The sequence below is a fragment of the Pseudonocardia sp. genome (assembly GCF_025965585.1).
In the GTDB taxonomy this organism is placed as follows: domain Bacteria; phylum Actinomycetota; class Actinomycetes; order Mycobacteriales; family Pseudonocardiaceae; genus Pseudonocardia.
The window spans coordinates 1-4,263 of the sequence record NZ_JAOPWR010000269.1 but is presented as its reverse complement, the minus strand read 5'-3'; the positions used below and the strand labels follow the sequence as shown (position 1 = coordinate 4,263).

The window sequence follows — 4,263 nt, the reverse complement described above, 5'->3', positions numbered from 1 at the left end:
CCGGTGAGGTGGCCGCGTTCGCGCGTCCGATGAGCGCGTCGTACCACGACGTCTGGATGGAGCTGCACGAGGACTTCCTGCTGACGCTGGGCCGCGATCGGGAGGCGGCCGACGGACACTAGTGTCCGGCGCCGCACGTCCACCGCATGTCTCGGCGGCCCCGCCCGCCGCCGGACGCACCAGCGAAAAGCCCGGGTACGCCGGGTACGAGGGCCGTTCCGCCTGCACGCCCGGCGACGACCTGGAGCCACCGATATACGCCCCGGACCTCCGGCGCGGGACACCGGCCCTCCGGCGCTGACTTGCTTTTGGTCTGACCGTTAGCATAATAGGACGCAGGACGACGGAAGGGCTGTCATGGATCTCGCCGACTCACCGGAGGAGGCCGCGTTCCGGGAGCGCGTGCGGGCGTGGCTCGCCGGGGCGCTGCCGAGGCTGCCCTGGCCCGAGCCGGCCGAGCTCGCCGACAAGCTGCCCTTCTGGCGGCAGTGGCAACGCCTGCTGTTCGAGGCCGGGTATGCCGGCATGTCCTGGCCGCGCGAGTACGGCGGTCAGGGCGCGGACGCGAAGATCCGGTCGATCTTCACCGAGGAGGCCGACCGGGCCCGGGCGCCCGAGCGGCTCAACACGGTGGGGGAGGACTTCGCGGGCCCCACGATCGTCGCCTTCGGCACCGACGCGCAGAAGGAGCGCTTCCTGCGCCCGATCCTCACCGGGGACGAGCTGTGGTGCCAGCTGTTCTCCGAGCCCGAGTCCGGCTCCGACCTCGCGTCGCTGCGGACGAAGGCGACCCGTGTCGATGGGGGCTGGCGCCTCGATGGGCAGAAGATCTGGACCAGCCGGGCCCACCTCTCGGCCAACGGCATCCTGCTCGCCCGCACCGGCGGCGGGCCGCGCCACCGCGGCATCACCTACTTCCTGCTGCCCATGAACAGCCCGGGCGTCACCGTCCGGCCGCTGCGCCACATGCTCGGTGAGGCCGAGTTCAACGAGGTCTTCCTCGACGACGTCTTCGTCCCGGACGAGCTGGTGCTCGGCGAGGTCGACGGCGGCTGGACGGTGGCGATGGCCACGCTCGGCTTCGAACGCGTCGGGATCGCGACGGGCCGGGTGAACACGAAGCGGGCCGTCGACGACATCGTCGCGGACGTGCGCGGGCGGACGGGTGAGGACGGGCGCTCGCTGGGGGCGGACCCGTTGGTCCGGCAGCAGGTCGCGGACCTCTACGGGCGGGCGCTGGTGCACCACGCGATCGGGCAGCGGGTGCTCACGATCGCGGCCGACGACGGCCCGCCCGGTCCGGTGACGTCGATCGGCAAGCTGTACTTCTGCCCGCTGGTGGAGGACCTGGCCGACTTCCGGATGACGCTCGCGCCGCTCGGCGGCCAGCTCGCGCCCGAGGAGCAGGAGGCGGCCGACGCCCGCTGGACGCGGCTGGCCTACCAGGCCCGGGGCACCGCGATCGCGGGCGGTTCCACGTTCATCCAGCGCAACATCGTGGCCGAGCGGCTGCTCGGGCTGCCGCGCGGTTGAGGGTCGGGAGCTGACCGTGGACGAGCCGCACGTCTCAGTCGATCTCGGGGACCGTGATGGCGGTGCGTTCCTCGACGGCCAGCGCGGCGGCGGCGTAGGCGTGGACGTGCCTGGTCATCCGGCGGACGGCGGCCTCCGGGTCCCTCTCCCTGATGGCCCTGGTGACCGACCGGTGCGCGCGGACGGTGATGCCGCGGACCTCGTCGTTGACGAAGCCCTCGTTGTGGGTGACGGTGTAGATCGCGCGCGACAGGGCGATCATGATGCCGGTCAGGATCTCGTTGTGGCTGGCCGTCGCCACGCCGATGTGCCAGTCGAGGTTCGCCTGGAGGAACTCCTCGAGGCTGCCGCTGGCCGCGATCGCCGTGTTGGCCGCGTCCAGTCGCTGCAGGTCGCCCGGCGTGCGGTTGAGCGCGGCGAGGCGGGCGCAGGTCGGCTCGATCGCCTCGCGGGTCTCGTGCACCGAGGCGAGCCGGATCTGGCGGCCGCGGATGAGCAGCTCGAGGGAGTTCGCCACCGACTCCTCGCCCGGCTGCTGGACGAACGCGCCCCCGGCGCGGCCGGCCTTGATGCGCACCAGGCCCTGGACCTCCAGGACGCGCAGGGCCTCGCGGACGGTGGTACGGCTCATCCTGGTCTGGACCACGAGCTCCCGCTCGGGGGGCAGCGGGGTGCCCTCGGGGTAGTCCCCGGAGAGGATGCGCTCGCGCAGCTCGTTCGCCAGCACGTCCGAGGCCTTCGGGACCTCCATCGGCGACAACCTGATCGCCGAGCGAGTGTTGTTCGCTGTCATTCCGTTCCCGCTTTCTGGTCCAAAGGTCTGACCCAAAATAGCACCGGCGACGCGAAACCGCGTATCCCACCGCCGGTGTCGCCCGTTCATCAGCGAGGAGCACCACATGCGATGGGAACTGTCGGAGGAACAAGCCGACTTCCGGTCGGTCCTTCGCGACTGGCTGCAGGACCGGTGTCCGCCGTCGACATTGCGCGGGTGGCTCGACTCCGGTGACCCCGGCGCCTTCGAGCAGCAGTTCGCAGCGGAGGGCTGGTCGGCGGTCGGCTCATCCGAGGAGCTGGGCGGCCAGGGCGGCGGGCTCGTCGAGCTGGCGCTGGCCGCGGAGGAGCTGGGACGGGGAGTCGCTCCCTCGTCGGCGTGGATGGGGTCGGTGCTGGCGGTTCCCGGCCTCGCCGATGCGCCCGACGCCGCGAAGGCGCTGCTCGCCGACGGGGTCACGACCGTACTGGCCGTGCCGTCCGGGGCGGTGCCCGCTCTCCGGCCGACCGTGTCCGACGACGGGGCCGGGCTCACCGGGTCCGTCGGGTCGGTGCTCGGCGCCGACCGCGCCCGCCGGCTCCTGGTCCCGGTGGGGAGCCGGCTCGTGCTCGTCGACGTCGACGCTCCGGGTGTCGAGGTGCGACCCCGGGCGCTGGCCGACCGCACCCGGACCACGGGCGACATCGTGTTCTCCGGCGCGAGCGGCACGCCGGTCACGGCGGACGCCGCCGCCGTGCTCGCGCAGGTAGCGCTGCGTGCGGCGGTCCTGGTGTCCGCGGACGCGCTCGGTGTCACCGAGCGGATGCTGGAGATGACCGTCGAGTATGCGAAGCAGCGCCACCAGTTCGGGGTGCCGATCGGCTCGTTCCAGGCCGTCAAGCACGCCGCCGCGCAGGTGCTCGTGCAGGTCGAGTCGGCGCGCTCGATCGTCTACCTCGCGGCCGCCTCGGTGGAGGCCGGGCACCCGGACGCCCAGCTGCATGCCGCCGCCGCGAAGGCGCAGGTCACCGCCGGTGCAGCGGACGCCGCCGACACGGCCCTGACGCTGCACGGCGCGATCGGCTACACGTGGGAGCACGACCTGCAGCTCTACTACAAGCGGGCCAAGCTGGACCGCGTCCTGTACGGCCCCCCGAGCGTGTGGAACGAGCGCATCGCCGCCGCGCTGGACCTCGTCCCGGCGGGGGCGCCGGCACTGTAGTTTTGGTCAGTCCTTTGTTACGGTCGATCCGTAACGCACGACGATGTGGTGCCAGGAGGTGCGCGGTGGACTTCGAACTCACGGACGACCAGGCGACCATCCGCAAGGCGGTGGCCGAGCTCGCGGGGAAGTTCGACAACCGGTACTGGATGGAGTGCGACCGGGCGCACGAGTTCCCTGTCGCGTTCTACGACGCGCTGGCCGAGGGCGGCTGGCTGGGCGTCACCACTCCCGAGGAGTACGGCGGCCACGGCCTGGGCATCACCGAGGCGTCGATCATCCTGGAGGAGGTCTCGCGCTCGGGCGGCGGGATGAACGCGGCCAGCTCGATCCACCTGTCGATCTTCGGCATGCACCCGGTGATCCTGCACGGGTCGGAGGAGCTCAAGCGCCGCACGCTGCCCCGCATCGTCGACGGCAGCCTCCACGTGTGCTTCGGCGTCACCGAGCCCGGTGCGGGGCTGGACACCACGCGGATCACGACGTTCGCGAAGCGCGACGGCGACCACTACGTCGTCAACGGCCGGAAGGTGTGGATCTCGAAGGCCCGGGAGTCGGAGAAGGTCCTGCTGCTGACCCGCACCACGAAGTTCGAGGACAGCGCGCGCAAGACCGACGGCATGACGTTGTTCCTCACCGACCTCGACCGGGCGCACGTCGACATCCGGCCGATCGCGAAGATGGGGCGCAACGCCGTCTCGTCCAACGAGCTGTTCATCGACGACCTGCGCGTGCCGGTCGAGGACCGGGTCGG

General features: G+C 71.8%; 4 protein-coding genes. 3 read left to right on the top strand and 1 reads right to left on the bottom strand.

What is annotated here, in order from left to right:
* Positions 1-357: 357 nt before the first annotated feature.
* Entirely contained in the window at positions 358-1,533 is a 1,176-nt protein-coding gene (locus JWR81_RS17035; protein ID WP_297653136.1) for an acyl-CoA dehydrogenase family protein, read from the top strand.
* 34 nt (positions 1,534-1,567) lie between these two features.
* Here JWR81_RS17035 and JWR81_RS17030 read toward each other — a convergent pair whose 3' ends face one another.
* Positions 1,568-2,284: a FadR/GntR family transcriptional regulator gene (locus tag JWR81_RS17030; protein WP_297653133.1), complete on the bottom strand. Its 717-nt coding sequence runs from the start codon at positions 2,282-2,284 to the stop codon at positions 1,568-1,570.
* Positions 2,285-2,432: 148 nt separating this feature from the next.
* On the opposite strand from JWR81_RS17030, the gene JWR81_RS17025 reads away from it, so the two are divergent.
* Positions 2,433-3,509 (top strand): acyl-CoA dehydrogenase family protein, encoded by a 1,077-nt coding sequence (locus tag JWR81_RS17025; RefSeq protein ID WP_297653130.1) that lies wholly within the window; start codon positions 2,433-2,435, stop codon positions 3,507-3,509.
* A gap of 65 nt (positions 3,510-3,574) precedes the next feature.
* Positions 3,575-4,263 (top strand): acyl-CoA dehydrogenase family protein (locus JWR81_RS17020; RefSeq protein WP_297653126.1); only part of this gene is annotated, 689 nt, incomplete at its 3' end.

What these genes read in the sequence shown, in the direction of transcription:
- JWR81_RS17035 (WP_297653136.1), top strand. Translation starts at nt 358, where the DNA reads ATGGATCTCGCCGACTCACCGGAGGAGGCCGCGTTCCGGGAGCGCGTG.
- JWR81_RS17030 (WP_297653133.1), bottom strand. Translation starts at nt 2,284, where the DNA reads ATGGAGGTCCCGAAGGCCTCGGACGTGCTGGCGAACGAGCTGCGCGAG.
- JWR81_RS17025 (WP_297653130.1), top strand. Translation starts at nt 2,433, where the DNA reads ATGCGATGGGAACTGTCGGAGGAACAAGCCGACTTCCGGTCGGTCCTT.